Origin of the sequence: Pontiella sp. (assembly GCF_041622395.1) — a bacterium.
In the GTDB taxonomy this organism is placed as follows: domain Bacteria; phylum Verrucomicrobiota; class Kiritimatiellia; order Kiritimatiellales; family Pontiellaceae; genus Pontiella.
In genome coordinates this window covers 1-13,265 of record NZ_JBFJYW010000079.1, presented here as the reverse complement: position 1 = coordinate 13,265, position 13,265 = coordinate 1, and the positions used below count along the sequence as shown (strand labels likewise).

Genomic DNA, 13,265 nt, shown 5'->3' with positions numbered 1-13,265 from the left:
GGCGTGGCGGTGAGGCCGAGTTTGTAGCCCACGAAATATTCAAAGACCGCCCGGGCGTTCCCGCCGATCGAACGGTGGGCTTCGTCGGAAATGACGAGGTCAAAATCGGTCGGAGAAAACAGCTTCCGGTATTTGTCCTTGAACAGAAGTGACTGCACCGTTGTTACGACGATTTCAGAACCACGCCAGCCATCGCGGTTTTCTTTGAAGATCGAGGAGGTATAATCGATCTTTAAATAATTCCCCATATCCTTAACGGCCTGATCCTCCAATTCCAAGCGGTCGACAAGGAACAAAACGCGCGTAGCATTGCCCGTGCGCAGAAAGAGTTTGATGATGGCGGCAGCCGTCAGCGTCTTTCCTGTGCCCGTAGCCATCTCGAAAAGAAAACGATTATTCCCCTCTTTCACGGCCCGTTGAATGGATTTGACCGCCCGAAGCTGGTAGTCGCGCAGAAACCGCAATCGGTTCTTTTCAATGAAGCCGTCTCGCTCATCCTCGTTTTTCCACCCCGCCTGCTCGGAATAGCCAGGCAATTGAGTTTGGGCGATATAATCCGGCTCGACAGGTTCAACAATCAGTTTTTCAGGATTGGGCTCGTAGCGGCGGTGCTCCGAAACGGAACCGGGTGTGGGAAATCGGGAAATGACATACGGGTTGCCCTGTTCCAAATCCCAGAAATAATGGAGGTTCCCGTTGGACAGAATGACAAATCGGCAGTTGCAGGAATCGGCATAGGACCGCGCCTGCTCCTTTGCGCTCAGCGGATTGATCTGCTCCGCTTTGGCTTCGAGTACCACTAAAGGAAATCCTTTTTCATCCAGTAGTAGGAAATCGATAAAGCCGTTTTTGGTTTTCTCGAAGTTTTCTCCCAGCTCCAAAACTTGGGATTGGGTTATTTTGACATTCGGTTCAAGAACAATATTGGCAACCCCTGCCTCGTCATCAAAAAACCGCCAGCCCGCTTCTTCAAGCAGGCGGTTGATTTTGATTCTCGCCTTGGCCTCTTTCGCCGCCATTCATTCCCCTAATTCCAAATGATTGGAAAACATAGCCCATTTATTCCAACCATTGGAAGCGTGCGACGGATTTTTGTGGGGCGGGCATCCCCCCGTCTGCCCGTGCAGGCAAGAATGTCCGCGCCACGGAATCCGCATGCCCGACTCGGGAGCCATGGTTTTCCCGAAACAGGTAAATCCAGATGCACGATCGTCAATCTGGATTTACCATCCGGGCGATTGAGACCACCGCCGACTCGCGCAGGTGCGGCGGCCTTCTCAGCGCTTCCGGACATCCACCTTGAAGAAGCCGCGGTCGGCGGAGGAGGTGGCGGAGTGGCGCGGATAGGCGATATCGGTTTCGAAGGCGCCGAAGGGGGTGTTCCGGAGGTCGGGCGTCCAGTGGATGTTGTAGAGGCGGTTGGAGGCGGTTGGCCATTCGAGGACGAAGCCCGCGGGAGAGATCCCGGTTGTGAGCTTGAACAGGGAGGCGGGGTTGGTGGGATTGGTTCCGGCGATGTATTCGGAACCGTTGTCCTGCCCGTCGAAGTCGAAGTCGTTGGTGGCGGCTTGATGGAGGCCGCTGAAGAACTGCAGCTCCCAATCGTCGTCCATGCCGTCGTTGTCGGTGTCGTCGCTCGCCCAGTTCCAAACGATGGACGACACGAGGTCGGTCAGCACAACCGCCGTCTGGTTCGAGCTGCCGGATGCGGGCACGCTGCCCGTGCCCGTCCAGCCGATGCAGGTGAAGTTGGTTCCGCCTTCGTTGACGAATGCATCCACGGAACAATCCACCGCCGATTTCCAGGCATAGGTCGCGAGGCCAACCGCCGGCACCGGGGCCCCATGGGCGGAGATGACCTCCAACGCATAATTTCGCGAATCGAATACGATGGTTTCCGTTGCTTCGTCCGCCCAGGCGGCGCGCACGGAGCGGAAGCCGGTCGAGTCCATATAGCCGGTTTCATGGATGGTGTCGGCATGGCCGCAACGGGCTTCGTCTGCCCCGTCATCCCAACTGCCGCCTTTGCGTCGGCGGTAATCGCCGACGGCATCCCAGCAGATCTCCCAGACATTCCCCGCCATGTCGTGCAAGCCAAATGCGTTGGCTTCAAACTCGCCGACGGGAGCCGTGTAGGGGCGGAAGCCGGTGTGGTAGTCGGGGTGGTGGTTGCCGGATAGTTTGCAGTTGAGGTTTGTCCGGGCGATGGTATTGCCCCACGGATAGCGGAAATCGGGCACACCTGCGCGCGCGGCGTATTCCCACTCCTCCGCCCAGGGAAGACGGTATCCGTTTTCCGCCTCGTCGCACGAGGCCGAGACCCCGGAGAACCACTGCTTGATGACCTGGTTGCTCACCTTATTGCGGTAGCACGGCGATAGGCCTTCCATGGCACTTCGTGCGTTGCACCAGACGATGCAATCCCACCAATTGACTTCAACCACGGGATGCCCGTCGCTTTTCCATGTGCCTGGATTCTGGAATTGGTACTGGTTTGCAACCGCCCAAACATAGACCGACTGCCACAACGCATTGTCCACCTCGAAGGTATCCATGAAAAGATCGGGGCAGGAGACCGAGTATCCGCTGAAGTCCGGATCATCCACCTCGATTTCCCCGGCGGGGATGAGCGCCATGCCGGAGGGAACGGGCTCGGAAACGTAGAGGGTGACGGCCAGATTGGACGCGAGTACGCCGTTGAGGTCGCTGCCGCCGTCCCAAACGATGTGGCGGTTGTAGCCTGCGGCAATGCCGCCAACATCGCCGTAGAGCGTCGGCGAGGCGACGGAGTTGGTTCCGTCCATGACGGAGACGGAAACGAAAACGGAGGCGCCGGAGGAGTTGTCGGCATCGAACCGAATATCGACGAGCTTGGTGCCCTCGCGCTGGGCGATGGATTCGATCGAGACCGAAACGGCGGCCGGTACGTTTGCCGCGATCAACAATGCCGACAGGCTAGCCCATATCCTCTTCATCTTTTTTCCTTTGCCTCCGTCCCTTGGAACGCAATACGAAGAATACCGTGGCCCCCGCGATGAGTGCAACCTTGGAAAAGGCGTTCCCGTTTCGGGTGTAGAAGGTTTGCTCGAGCCCGACCGGGCGCGGATACAGCATCCGCGTGGCAAAGCCGGCGATCCCCGGCTTGAGCTCCCGGTCCACATTGCCGTAGGCATCGATGATGCAGGAGACCCCCGTGTTGCAGCAGCGCGCCATGGGAACCCGGTTTTCGATGCAGCGGAAGATGGCGTGGGCCAGATGCTGTTCGGACTGGGCGGAGGGATCGAACCAGGCATCGTTGGTTTGATTGACGAGCCAGCGCGCCCCGGCGCGCACGGCGTTGACCGCCAACGGGGCAACGGTGTCTTCGAAACAGATCAGGACCGAGAAGGAGGCGCAGCCTTTGAGCGGCAAAATGGTGCTGCCGGTTCCGGCATCGAAATCGACATCGACCGGGGTGAAGCGCCCGAGGAGGACCGGGAACGGAACATATTCGCCGAGCGGCACCAGGTGCTGCTTGTCGTATTTCCCGATCTCTTCGCCATCCGGGCCGAAGAGCATCGAGCTATTGAAGTAACGCTGCCCCTCTTCGTAAAACTCGACATCCATGGAGCCGGTGAGCAACGGGGTTCCGTCGGCGGTCATGCGCTTGACGAGGTCGTAGCTGGTACGGCTGGCCCGCACGAAGTCGGGTACCGCGGTCTCGGGCCAGATCACGAGGTCGATGCCCCCGAGCCTCAGCGCCTGGCCGGTCAACTCCTCGAGCCGGTCGCGGATCATCTGGTCCATCTCCTGGTCCCATTTGGCGGCCTGCGGGATGTTGGGCTGAATGAGGGCCACGTTGAGGGTGTCGATGAATTCGGGGCGGTTGAACAGCACGTTCATGCCGTAGGCAATGGAGAGCGCCACGGGAACGATGCCGATCATGAGTTCGAAGTGCGGGCGGTATTTCTTCATCCGCATGCCGTGCGTGTACTGGCGGAAGGTCACGAAGACGCCGGCGTTCATCCAGACGATGTAGGCCGTGACGATGGAGACGCCGCCCCACTCGGCAATCTGGATGATGGCGGGATTGGCGTATTGCGAAACGCCGAGCGGGTTCCACGGGAAGCCGGTGAAGAGGATGCCGCGCAGATACTCGGAGCCGACCCACACCATGGTGGCGGCAAACATGAAGCGGACGTTTTTCCAGATGTTGTCGCCCACCCATTGGCGTACCCCGAGCACGACCGTGATGGCGAACGGAATGAAATAGAGCGCGCAATAGAGCGCCAGCACGCCGAAGCCCAGCAGCACGCTCGCCTTGAACGCAACGCCCTCGACTTTCGCGGTCAGGTTGTGCAGCCAGAAGAGCGAGGTGATGAAGAAAACAAAGCCGGAAAGCAGCGCCAACCACGAGGCTTTCTTGATGGAGGCCGACTGCACGGCGAACATGAGCGGCACCAGCGCCACGAAGATGAGGGTCGAGTTGCCGAACGGCGGAAAGCCCAGCGCCAGCAACACGCCGGAAAGGATGCTCCCGAAAACGGGAAACAGCGCCGACTGGAATACGGGGTGCGTCAGCTTCATGCCAGGGCGGTCGGCGTCGTACGCCTCCCGCTTCTTGTTCATTTCCTTGAACGATCCAATCATGGAGAAAAATCCGGGGGTTATAAATCGAGGTTCAGCAACGAGGGAATCGATCGCCAATCGCGTTGCTTTTTTTGGTGGAGAAAGAGATCGGCGATGTATTCGAGCAGGTCGTCTTTCGCCGTAAGGGTTGCCTTGCGGCGCGTTTGCTTTTCGACATTGAGCGAGGCGAGGCCCTTGAGGCCCAGCACGCCCTCCCCATCGGTGGCATCCCAGAAGACGAACATGTTGTCGACGATGGCGCGGATGGAGCGGTAGAGCATCATCTCGTGCCGCTCCGCATCCGAAAGCACCAGCCGGTCGAAGTCGAGCGTCCACATCCGGTCGAGCCGCGCGCCCGCCCAGTCGGCCGGACGGATGACGCCGAGCGAAAAGTAGGGCAGCAGCGCCGGGAAGCGGTTGAGCTCGGAAAGGATTTCCAGCCAGCGGTCGATATGCCGGCAATGCGGTTGGCTGGAACCGAGGACCCGCGCGGCGGCGGCCCGCTCGTTCACCGCGCAAAAGGCGCGCGCAATCAAAAGCACGAGATCGGCGCGCTGCACGCCGCCGGGATGGAATTCGCGGCAATAGACGGCGACGCTGGTCGATACGCTATCGGCCAAGGTGCCGCAAGGAATCTCAAACGAATGAAGAAGGTTCAGCAGATGATCTTTCCAGGGATCCTGCCGGGGAATGGTCTGGAATGGGGCCTGCCTCATTCGCGGCCAATGAGGCGCTCGACCTCGTTCATGAACTGCCCGGCATCGCGGAAACGGCGGTAGACGGACGCGTACCGAATATAGGCGACCTCGTCGAGTTTTTCGAGCGCGGCCATCACTTTCAGCCCCAGCGTGATGCTGGGAATTTCCTTTTCGAACTCCGACTCCGCTTCCATGACGATGGCGTCGGCCAACCGTTCGATCTGCTCGACGCTGATATGCCGTTTACGGCAGGCGATGTCCAAGCTCTTCACCAGCTTGCCGCGGTTAAGCTCTTCGCGCCGGCCGTCGCGCTTGGTCACCTGCAGTTGGGCGCGCTGCACTTCCTCGTAGGTGGTAAAACGATGTCCGCAGCCAACGCAAACGCGCCGACGCCGAATGGCATCGCCATTGCGCACTTCGCGGCTATCGATGACGCGGTTTTCCCTATCCTCGCATTTTGGACATCGCATGGTACATACCCCTTCCCTACAGTGCGCGAAAAGATAGACTTAATACTCGAGTTCGAACAATAAAAAACGCCCCGCAGATGCGAGGCGTTCTCTCTTCGTTAGAAGCGCGGTCTATTTTTTCTTCGCGGCTTTTTTCTTGGCGGCCTTCTTGGCGGCCTTCTTGGCCGGAGCTTTCTTCGCGGCCTTCTTGGCCGGAGCCTTCTTGGCGGCCTTCTTCGCCGGAGCCTTCTTGGCAGCCTTTTTGGCCGGGGCTTTCTTCGCGGCTACCTTTTTAGCCGGTGCTTTCTTCGCGGCCTTTTTTTTGGCCGGTGCTTTTTTCGCTGCCTTTTTCTTTGCTGCCATTTTAGCCTCCTGGGTTAATACTCCTGACAACAACCACCGATGCATCTTAAACGCTCAAACGTGTTTGTAATCCTTCAAAGAAGTATCAATGATCGCCCTTCTGAAAAATGTTTATAAGCAGAAAGCGAATGTTATGCAACCCGTTTGATTTACAAAAACAGATGCAATCATTGCACTTGCGTCAGTTGGCTGAACACTTTATCACGCGTTGCAAAGCCCCCCAAGCTCGGCATGAATCTTGAAAAAAAGTCGCCGTCGTTTTTCGAATACGGCCTCCCCGGTCGGACCCGCAAGGGGCGTTCGCCCCCGATGAACGCGCCCTGCCGGGCGCACGCAAAAAAAACCGCCCGATGACCGGGCGGTTTTGTAGCGCGAACTTGGAACCGATGACCGGCAAAGGTTTCCCGGTTCGGTGTTTGTCGGATCTATAGTTCCTGCGTGATCTTTTCGACGGTGTAGGCTTCGATCGTATCGCCTGCCACGAAGTTCGTGAAGTTCTCCGGGCGGATACCGCACTCCTGGCCTTGGCGCACTTCGGCGGCATCGTTTTGGAAGCGCTTCAACGAACCAATGAGCCCTTCGAAAAGGATATCGCGGCCGCGCTTGATGCGGATGCTCGACTTCGACGTAATGCGGCCGGTCATCACCATGCAACCCGCAATCTTGCTCTTGCGGCTGAGCTCGAATACTTCGCGGATCTCGGCTTCGCCGATCACATGCTCGCGCAGTTCCGGTTCGAGCATGCCCTTCATGGCGCTCTCAACATCTTCGATCAATTCATAGATGATGCTGTAAAGACGAATCTCGACGCCTTCGCGCTTGGCGGCGGCGTTGGTTCCGTTTTCTTTGCCCGTGTGGAAGCCCAGGATAATCGCATCCGAAGCGCTCGCGAGCATGACGTCGTTGACGGTGATGTTGCCGACATCGTTGGTGATGATGTTGATCTCCACCTTGTCGGATTTGATGCCGCTGAGCGAGTGGGCGATCGCTTCGACCGAACCCTGCACATCGGCCTTGATGATCACCTTGAGCACTTTCTTCTCTTCGCTGCCGGCACTGCCGAACAGATCGTCGAGCGACATCTTTTTCGGTGCCACGCCACCGCCGAGCTGCGCCGCGCGGTCTTCGGCCTGCAACTCCTCGGAGATCGATTTGGCTTCGCGGTCGGTGGTCATCACCTGGAACTCGTCGCCGGCACCCGGCACGTTGGTCAGGCCGAGGATCTTCACTGCGGTGGACGGTCCGGCGGAGCGGACCTTCGTGCCCTTGTCGCTGATGAGCGCCTTGACGCGCCCCCAATACTTGCCGCAGACGACACTGTCGCCGACTTTCAGCGTACCTTCCTTAACCAGGATGCTGGCGGTCGGTCCCATGCCGGGTTCCATCTGGGCCTCGACCACGAACCCGTTCGCGGGTTTGTTCGGGTTGGCCCGCAGTTCAAGCATTTCCGATTCGAGCAGGATCCGCTCGAGCAGGGAATCGATCCCTTCGCCCGTTGCGGCGCTGACCGGAACGCAACCGATGCTGCCGCCCCAGTCCTCGACCATCACGTCGTGCTCCTGGAGCTGCTGCTTCAACCGTTCGGGATTCGCGGCGCGCAGATCCATCTTGTTCATGGCAATAATGATGCAGACGTTGGCGGCCTGCGCATGCTTGATGGCCTCGATGGTCTGCGGCATCACGCCGTCGTCGGCCGCAACAACCAGTACCGCAATGTCGGTGAGGTTGGCGCCGCGGGCGCGCATCGCCGTGAAGGCGGCATGGCCCGGGGTGTCGAGGAAGGTGATCTTGTGGTCGTTGAGCTCCACGGTATAGGCACCGATATGCTGCGTGATGCCGCCGGATTCGCCGGCGGTGACGCGGGTGTTGCGCACCTTGTCGAGCAACGAGGTTTTGCCGTGGTCGACGTGGCCCATGAAGGTCACGACGGGCGGGCGCGGCAGCAGGGCGTCGGGGGTGTCCGGCGTGGAGTCCTTCTTCTTCTCGATCTTTTTGACGGCCGTCTTCGGCGTTTGCGGAGCGGCCTTTTTCTTTTCTTCCTTGCGGACGGTAAAGCCGTGCTTTTCGCCGATCTCCTTGGCGATTTTCATGTCGATCTCGGCGTTGATGGAGGCGAATACGTTCATCCGCATCAACTCGGCGATCACCATGTTCGGCTTCATGCCCATCATTTCGGCGAAGTCCTTGACCACCACCTTCGGCTTCTTCAGCTCGATCAGGGTCGGGTCCGCCGACGGCTCGGCGGCGGGCGCTTCGGCTTTCTCGGGGGCGGCTTCTTCCGCAACCGGGGCGGCCTCTTCAACGGGCGCGGGGGCCTCTTCTTCCGCATCCTGCTCTTCCGCTTCGTCCGAAGCGTTATCCTCGCGCGCTTCCTCGATCGAAGCGTAGCCGAGTTCGTCGCAAACCGCGACAATCTGGCTTTTGGTCAGTTCGGAATCGGGGCCTTCGACGGTAATGTCGATGTCGCCCAGAATCTCTATGAGCTCCTCAGGGGAGACGCCCAAATCTTTGGCTGCTTCTTGTACTGTCATCATTCCGTGATCTCACCATGTTCTTTAATATATTCAACTTCGGCCGCGTACCAGATGGACTTGGCCTGCTCGGGGGTAATGCCCTCAATGGAAGAGAGGTCGCTCATTTCGGCGGCCAGAATACCTTCCAGGGTCAGGAAGCCGGAGAAGACCAGCTTTTCGGCGAATTCGGCGCCAATGCCTTCGATGGCGGCGAGCTTGGTTACCGCAACGGCAACGCGCTCTTCGAAATCCATGCTCTCTTCATCCTTCTGGATGTCCACGCGCCAGCCCGTCAGCTTGGAGGTCAGCCGGGCATTCTGCCCGCGCTTGCCGATCGCCAGCGAGAGCTGGTCGGGCTCGACCGTCACGCGCACCGTCCGCGTTTCCTCGTCGGCATCGACATGCTTAAGCCGCGCGGGGGCCAGGGCGTTGGTAATCAGGGTGTGGATATCCTCGCTCCAGCGGACGATATCGATCTTTTCGCCGGAGAGTTCGCGGACGATGTTTTTCACGCGCATGCCGCGCATGCCAACACAGGCGCCAACGGGGTCCACGCGCTCGTCGTGGGAAATGACCGCCACCTTGCTGCGGTAGCCGGCTTCGCGGGCAATGCCCTTGATTTCCATGGTCCCGTCGGAGATTTCCGACACTTCGAGTTCAAAGAGGCAGCGAACAAAATCGGGGTGGTTGCGCGACAAAACGATTTCCGGGCCGCGTTCCCGTTCGCGGACCGCCAAGATCATGGCGCGGACGCGCTCGCCGATTTCGTATTCCTCGGTCGGGACGCGTTCCTTGGACGGCATGATGGCTTCGCCGTGTTCCAGCTCGATGACCACGTCGGAGCGGTCGAAACGGGTAACGGTTCCGGTGATGATTTCGCCGATGCGATCCTTGTATTCCTCGAAGATGATCTCCTTCTCGGCATTGCGGATCTTCTGCATGATGACCTGTTTGGCGGTCTGGGCGGCAATGCGGCCCATGCGCGGAGGCGTGGTTTCGATTTCGGAGCCGTCGGTCAGCTTCCGGTAGGCTTTGCGCTCGAAGGTGCGGCGATCGATCTCGATCCGCACGTCGTCGTCGATGCCATCCTTTTCGGCAACACTCTGCAAGGCCTGTTCGATCGCGCAAATAATTGTTTCGCGCTCGACGCCCCGTTCGCTTTCCATGTATTCCACAACGGCTTTAAGTTCCGCAGCATTCATTGCTACCTCCTTGCTCAACCTCAACAAATCAAATAACGGGCCCTTTAGAGAATAAAAGAGCGGCCAAAGGCCACCCTTCTCCAGAGCCAAACTATCAACAAGTCGAGCAAAGTACGCTCCCGCCCCGCCCCCGTCAAGCGGCAACCGGCAAAATCCTAGCCGGCCGCGGCTATTTGGAGCGGCGGAACTCGTCCTGCCAGAACCAGATGATTTTATCCTCGATCACATCGTCTTTCGTATTGGTTCCGCGGTATTCGGTGTAGCGGGAGACGGTGCGTCGGACGCATCCGCTGGAGAGAACGGCGACAACGGCGAGGCAAACAAAGGTGGCGGTGTACTTCATGGCATTGCTCCTGTGGGTCTTTGGCGGCAGTATTGAGTATTACCGCGGAAATAGAACTACAAATTCGCAGGAATGTGGGGCGGCCGGGGCTTGCGGCCCCCGACCTTTCGCTCGCGGCGGGAATCCCGGCGCCGTCGCTTTTTCGCGGCAACCCGCTGCCCGCGAAGCGATTGGTTTTGCGCATGCGGGAAAAAACGGAAAGCCAATTTTCAAACGCGGATCTTTCGTCTATCTTTTGCCGCGATGGATGATCGTGTAAACCAGATGGATTTTAATTTTTCGGCAGACGACCTGCTCGAGTTCCCGCGCGATTTGGGCGAGGAGGGCTGGTTCCAGTTCCATTCCGAGAAAAAGGCCGCCTTCCAGCGGATCGAAAACAAGTTCGGCATCGTGCTCAACCGCCGCGTCCGGTTGCGCCTGCGCGGCTGCGACGAGGAGTTCGAGGGCAGGCTGCTGCTCGACTCGCTCGTGCTGCCGCCGCCCTCCGCCGAAACCGTCCAGCTGCGCCTCGGCCGCCTCACCTTCGAAAACACCGACATCGACGACTTCCAAACGCTGGACTGACGAACCCTAAAAACACGGTTGGTTCCAGATCGCCCCTGCGCAGGGGGGCTTTTCTGCCCGAAGGCGAATGGATGCCGCTACCTGCGGGATTCGAGGAAGGCGTCCCAGAGCGTTTTGTCGATATGGATGGCGAGCGGGGTGTCGGCGCGCAGGCCGTAGAACTCGCAGAGGAACTCCTCTTCCGGCGTTTCGAATTCGGTTCCGGAGATGATCAGGTCGGGCTTCGGCTTGGCGGGAACGCTGTGGGCATCGACCCAATACCCCACGTTCGGGAATTGCCGGAGATAGAACGGCAACGGCCAATTGGATTCCGGCTCGGCGATCACCTGGATATACATCTGCTTGCCCTTGGGGCTGACGGCCTCGATTTCGGCAATGCGCCGGACGAGGTTGTTGAAGTCGGGCGAGGTGTGGGCGTAGACGTAGGGGTTGCGCTCGTCGGCGGCATAGTTGAACACCGTGCGGCGGGCCAAACGGTAGGTGGCATAGACGGGATAGGCCAGCAACGCCGCGACCGCGAGTTGCAAAACCAGGGACGCGCGCCGGAGGGTGACCGTCTGGCGGCACCCTTCGAAGACCGCCGCCACCCCGATCCCCGCCAAAAGGACCCACCCGTGCAGCAACGAAAGGATGCACCACGGCGTCTTATAGGCGATCAGCGAATAGGCCAGGGTCAGCAGGACCGTGTAATACATGAGGAACGACGCCAGCCCGTGGTCGCAGTTGGTCGGCAGTTTGCGGCGGACAATCGCCACACAGCCGAGCAACCCGAGGCCGAAGGCGAGCCCTTCGCTCCAGACGGGCCCGCCCGCGAACCGGTAGCGCACGAGCATCTTCAGGTAGAAATTCCACGGGTGGACATGTTCAGTTTCCACGCCCGTCCCGCGCGCAAAATAGCCCTTGAACGCAAGAATGGACTCCAGCGGCCCGGAGAGATTGGTCAGGAACGAGGAAAACAGCAGCGAGGAAACCAGCACGGCGCAGGCGGCGGCCAGCAAGATGTTGCCGATCGGCAGGTGGCCGTGGCGCGAAAAAACCATGCAAAGGAGGGCCGCCCCGGCCAAGGCCGCAAACGAGATCACCGCCGTTTCCTTGGTGGCGAACATCAGCCCGGCGGAAAGCCCGGCGACGATTGCCCAACTGCGCGCCCCGCTCCGGACCGAATGCCACCCGGCCGCGATCGCGACCAGGGTGAAAAAGACCAGCGAGATTTCCTGGATATAGAAGCGGCTGTAGTAGGCGAGTCCCGGCGAGATCGCGGTGAACAAGGCCGCCGCCAGCACGGCGATGCAGCCCATGCCGGAGCGAAGAAGCGGGAGCGCGAGGATCAGCAGCATCCCGAAGACGACCGGAAGCGCGCGGTAGGTGATCAGATCCGTGTCCGCGAAGGTCTTCGCCCCCGTCAGCCACGCGATGGGCAGCGTCAGGTAGTAGAGCGTCGGGCCATGATGGTCGTTGGCGTCGTATTCATAGGTGCCCTCTTCGAGCAGGATGCCGAAACGGTAGGCCTGGTTCGCCTCGTCGTGGTGCATCGGGCGCTCCGCCAGCCGCGGCACGCGCAGTCCAAGCCCGGCAATCACGATCAGTACAAACGCTAGCGGCATCCATTTCATGTGCATCAAACTCTAAGCACTAATTGACAAATCAGAAACAAATTCGAAAAAGAAAATCCCAAACGCCGCTTTGGCGTTTGGGATTTTCGACGACGCGGAAGGAGCCGGCCTACTTGCCGAAGACTTCCACTTCGATGTAATGGTTCATGTCGGAACCCGTGCTGCCGTTGGAATAGAGGCGGAGGTACCGACCCTTGATGCCCTTGGCGTCAAGCAGCTTGCCTTTGTAGGTTTCGATGTATTCCTTGTCCTTGCCCTCGCCGAGGCCGGCCGAGTTGTCGTGGTCGTTGTTGAACACGGTCTGGACGTTGGTCACGAAGTCGGCGTCGTCGGCCACCTGCACGATCACGTCGCGATAGGCGCGTGCCTGCGCATGGTAGTGCCACAGCGCGATGGCGAAGATTTCCTTCTGGGCCCCGAGATCGATCTGCACCCACTGTACGCCCGGTCCAAGTTCCACGTAGGAACCGTCCGCGCCGTCCTTGTCGCCGTCGGTGATGTATTCAAGCTCGCCGATCACCGGAAAATCGTCCGAGCCCGTGACGGTCTTTTCCGCCGCGACGTTGGCCGTGCCTTTCGGAATCATGATTTCCGGAATGACGGCTTCGCGCTCAAGGTTCTTCGTTCTGATCTGCTTCGGCGTGCCGGCAAACAGCGGCTTCGGCAGTTCAAGTTCCAGCTTTTCCATTTCCTCCGCAACGACGGAGCCTGCGATGACTGCCGCGATGCCGGCAACTGCTACCATTTTCAATTGATGCTTCATATTTCGTACCTCCATGTAATAAACGGTTATTTTAATGACGCCAATGTTGCGCTGTCTTGTATACCAAACGTCCTGTTTTTGCGATTTCAGACACCGATTTTCAAAACGGATTCGTCCTGTTTAACCACAAATGCCGTGATTTCCGGGTG

At 59.2% G+C, this 13,265-nt stretch carries 12 protein-coding genes and 1 pseudogene; 1 reads left to right on the top strand and 12 read right to left on the bottom strand.

Going from position 1 to position 13,265, the window contains the following annotated elements; genetic code table 11:
* The 10 genes and pseudogenes from ABYO54_RS06450 to ABYO54_RS06405 form a co-directional block, all read right to left on the bottom strand.
* Positions 1-410: DEAD/DEAH box helicase family protein (locus ABYO54_RS06450; RefSeq protein WP_372807424.1), on the bottom strand; the 410-nt coding region annotated here is incomplete at its 3' end.
* Between the two features lie 306 nt (positions 411-716).
* Positions 717-1,019, bottom strand: a pseudogene (locus ABYO54_RS06445) (restriction endonuclease subunit R); the annotation flags it as partial.
* Between the two features lie 258 nt (positions 1,020-1,277).
* Complete coding sequence (locus ABYO54_RS06440; protein WP_372807423.1) at positions 1,278-2,975, bottom strand: formylglycine-generating enzyme family protein; 1,698 nt, start codon at positions 2,973-2,975, stop codon at positions 1,278-1,280.
* A complete protein-coding gene (gene lnt / locus ABYO54_RS06435) occupies positions 2,956-4,629 on the bottom strand; it encodes an apolipoprotein N-acyltransferase (RefSeq protein ID WP_372807422.1) in 1,674 nt (557 codons plus the stop codon). The genes ABYO54_RS06440 and lnt overlap by 20 nt, the downstream gene beginning before the upstream one ends.
* A gap of 17 nt (positions 4,630-4,646) precedes the next feature.
* Complete coding sequence (locus tag ABYO54_RS06430; RefSeq protein WP_372807421.1) at positions 4,647-5,324, bottom strand: hypothetical protein; 678 nt, start codon at positions 5,322-5,324, stop codon at positions 4,647-4,649.
* Positions 5,321-5,776 (bottom strand): transcriptional regulator NrdR, encoded by a 456-nt coding sequence (nrdR, locus tag ABYO54_RS06425; protein WP_372807420.1) that lies wholly within the window; start codon positions 5,774-5,776, stop codon positions 5,321-5,323. The genes ABYO54_RS06430 and nrdR overlap by 4 nt, the downstream gene beginning before the upstream one ends.
* Positions 5,777-5,887: 111 nt before the next feature.
* A complete protein-coding gene (locus ABYO54_RS06420) occupies positions 5,888-6,163 on the bottom strand; it encodes a hypothetical protein (RefSeq protein WP_372807419.1) in 276 nt (91 codons plus the stop codon).
* A 380-nt stretch (positions 6,164-6,543) separates the two neighbouring features.
* Positions 6,544-8,652, bottom strand: a complete 2,109-nt coding sequence (infB, locus tag ABYO54_RS06415) for a translation initiation factor IF-2 (protein ID WP_372807418.1) — start codon at positions 8,650-8,652, stop codon at positions 6,544-6,546.
* A complete protein-coding gene (gene nusA / locus ABYO54_RS06410; RefSeq protein ID WP_372807417.1) occupies positions 8,649-9,833 on the bottom strand; it encodes a transcription termination factor NusA in 1,185 nt (394 codons plus the stop codon). The genes infB and nusA overlap by 4 nt, the downstream gene beginning before the upstream one ends.
* Before the next feature lie 169 nt (positions 9,834-10,002).
* Positions 10,003-10,176, bottom strand: coding sequence for a hypothetical protein (locus ABYO54_RS06405; protein ID WP_372807416.1), 174 nt, complete (start codon positions 10,174-10,176; stop codon positions 10,003-10,005).
* Between the two features lie 264 nt (positions 10,177-10,440).
* On the opposite strand from ABYO54_RS06405, the gene ABYO54_RS06400 reads away from it, so the two are divergent.
* Positions 10,441-10,740: a hypothetical protein gene (locus tag ABYO54_RS06400; protein WP_372807415.1), complete on the top strand. Its 300-nt coding sequence runs from the start codon at positions 10,441-10,443 to the stop codon at positions 10,738-10,740.
* Between the two features lie 77 nt (positions 10,741-10,817).
* Here ABYO54_RS06400 and ABYO54_RS06395 read toward each other — a convergent pair whose 3' ends face one another.
* Together ABYO54_RS06395 and ABYO54_RS06390 are read right to left on the bottom strand one after the other, a co-directional pair.
* Positions 10,818-12,344 carry a flippase activity-associated protein Agl23 gene (locus ABYO54_RS06395; protein ID WP_372807414.1) on the bottom strand — a complete coding sequence of 509 codons (1,527 nt, stop codon included), beginning with the start codon at positions 12,342-12,344 and terminating at the stop codon, positions 10,818-10,820.
* A 118-nt stretch (positions 12,345-12,462) separates the two neighbouring features.
* Positions 12,463-13,116: a hypothetical protein gene (locus ABYO54_RS06390; protein ID WP_372807413.1), complete on the bottom strand. Its 654-nt coding sequence runs from the start codon at positions 13,114-13,116 to the stop codon at positions 12,463-12,465.
* Between the last annotated feature and the right edge of the window lie 149 nt (positions 13,117-13,265).

Excerpts from the sequence above, each read along its gene's own strand:
- ABYO54_RS06440 (WP_372807423.1), bottom strand. The coding sequence starts at position 2,975 with ATGAAGAGGATATGGGCTAGCCTGTCGGCATTGTTGATCGCGGCAAAC.
- lnt (WP_372807422.1), bottom strand. The coding sequence starts at position 4,629 with ATGATTGGATCGTTCAAGGAAATGAACAAGAAGCGGGAGGCGTACGAC.
- ABYO54_RS06430 (WP_372807421.1), bottom strand. The coding sequence starts at position 5,324 with ATGAGGCAGGCCCCATTCCAGACCATTCCCCGGCAGGATCCCTGGAAA.
- nrdR (WP_372807420.1), bottom strand. The coding sequence starts at position 5,776 with ATGCGATGTCCAAAATGCGAGGATAGGGAAAACCGCGTCATCGATAGC.
- ABYO54_RS06420 (WP_372807419.1), bottom strand. The coding sequence starts at position 6,163 with ATGCATCGGTGGTTGTTGTCAGGAGTATTAACCCAGGAGGCTAAAATG.
- infB (WP_372807418.1), bottom strand. The coding sequence starts at position 8,652 with ATGATGACAGTACAAGAAGCAGCCAAAGATTTGGGCGTCTCCCCTGAG.
- nusA (WP_372807417.1), bottom strand. The coding sequence starts at position 9,833 with ATGAATGCTGCGGAACTTAAAGCCGTTGTGGAATACATGGAAAGCGAA.
- ABYO54_RS06405 (WP_372807416.1), bottom strand. The coding sequence starts at position 10,176 with ATGAAGTACACCGCCACCTTTGTTTGCCTCGCCGTTGTCGCCGTTCTC.
- ABYO54_RS06400 (WP_372807415.1), top strand. The coding sequence starts at position 10,441 with ATGGATTTTAATTTTTCGGCAGACGACCTGCTCGAGTTCCCGCGCGAT.
- ABYO54_RS06395 (WP_372807414.1), bottom strand. The coding sequence starts at position 12,344 with ATGCCGCTAGCGTTTGTACTGATCGTGATTGCCGGGCTTGGACTGCGC.
- ABYO54_RS06390 (WP_372807413.1), bottom strand. The coding sequence starts at position 13,116 with ATGAAGCATCAATTGAAAATGGTAGCAGTTGCCGGCATCGCGGCAGTC.